Annotated in this window: 2 protein-coding genes; both read right to left on the bottom strand. The window is 73.3% G+C overall.

Annotated elements, in window-relative coordinates:
* Window positions 1–186: 186 nt before the first annotated feature.
* Window positions 187–846, bottom strand: a complete 660-nt coding sequence (locus ACFFNX_RS50210) for a response regulator (RefSeq protein WP_378213579.1) — start codon at window positions 844–846, stop codon at window positions 187–189.
* Window positions 834–1316, bottom strand: a 483-nt coding sequence (locus ACFFNX_RS50215; protein ID WP_378213580.1) for a sensor histidine kinase, incomplete at its 5' end; no start/stop codon positions are given. The genes ACFFNX_RS50210 and ACFFNX_RS50215, both read right to left, overlap by 13 nt.

Consider the following 1316-nt stretch of genomic DNA (forward strand, 5'->3'; position numbering starts at 1 on the left):
CCACCGCACACACACCGCGCTGGGAGGCCGACCACCCGCCAGCCGCATCCCCAACCTCACGGGACAGTACACCTAGGGCAGGGCGAACTCCTCGGCGGTGAGGCCGGGCCGTGGCGGCGGCCGGAAGCCCTCGTCCGACGGCGATGGCACCTCGACGGCAGAGGGTCGTTTCTGTCTCACGGTGGTTCAGGCGCGGCGCTGGGTGTTCTCCAGGTAGCGCAGGACCGCGGTGACGCGCCGGTCGGCGCGGTCGGCCGGGGTCAGGTCGAGTTTGGCGAAGATGCTCCGGATGTGCTTGTGGACCGCGCCCTCGGTCACGAACAGGCGTTCGGCGATCGCCGTGTTGCCGAGGCCCTCGGCCATCAGGGCGAGCACGTCGCGCTCGCGGGCGGTCAGGCGGTCCAGCGCCGTGTCCGGGCGGGTGCGGGTGAGCAACTGGGCGACGACCTCGGGGTCGATGGCCGTGCCCCCGTCCGCCACCCGGTGCAGCGCATCGAGGAACTGCTCCACCCGGCCGACCCGTTCCTTCAGCAGGTATCCGAGGCGGGCCGCGCCGCCCGCGAGCAGGTCGGTGGCGAACGCCTGCTCCACGTACGCCGACAGCACCAGCACGGCCAGGCCGGGCCGGCGGCGCCGTGCCTCGACGGCCGCCTGGATCCCCTCGTCGGTGTGGGTCGGCGGCATCCGTACGTCGACGATGGCGACGTCGGGCCCGTGCGTGTCGACGGCCTTGAGGAAGGATTCCGGGTCCTCCGTCGTGGCCACGACGTCGAGCGACTCGGCGCGCAGCAGCAGCGCCAGCCCCTCGCGCAGGAGCGGGTCGTCCTCGGCGATCACAATCCGCATGGCAGTTCCACCTGGAGAGTCGTCGGGCCGCCGGGAGGGCTGGTCAGGACGAGGCGTCCGTCATGGGCCTCGACCCGGCGGCGTATGCCGATGATGCCGGAGCCCTCGTCCTCGTCCACGCCGCCGACGCCGTCGTCCTCGATCCGCAGGGACAGCTCCTGCCCCCGCCGGCGTACGGTCACCATGGCATGCCGGGCCCGGCTGTGCTTGGCGATGTTGGTGAGTGCCTCGGCCACCACGAAGTACGTGGTCGCCTCGACGGAGGCGGCGCATCGGCCGGGCACGTCGACGTCGACCGTGCAGTCGACGCCGCAGTCCGAGGCGAGCCCGGCCAGCGCGCCGGCGAGCCCGCGGTCGGCGAGCACGGGCGGCAGGATGCCGCGGACGACCGTGCGCAGTTCGGCGAGCGCCTGTTCGGCGGCCTGGTGGGCGCGTTCGAGCATGGCGTCGGCGCTCGACGGGTCACGGGC

This window comes from Actinoallomurus acaciae (genome assembly GCF_042429965.1).
Classification (GTDB): domain Bacteria; phylum Actinomycetota; class Actinomycetes; order Streptosporangiales; family Streptosporangiaceae; genus Actinoallomurus; species Actinoallomurus acaciae.

Excerpts from the sequence above, each read along its gene's own strand:
- ACFFNX_RS50210 (WP_378213579.1), bottom strand. The coding sequence starts at position 846 with ATGCGGATTGTGATCGCCGAGGACGACCCGCTCCTGCGCGAGGGGCTG.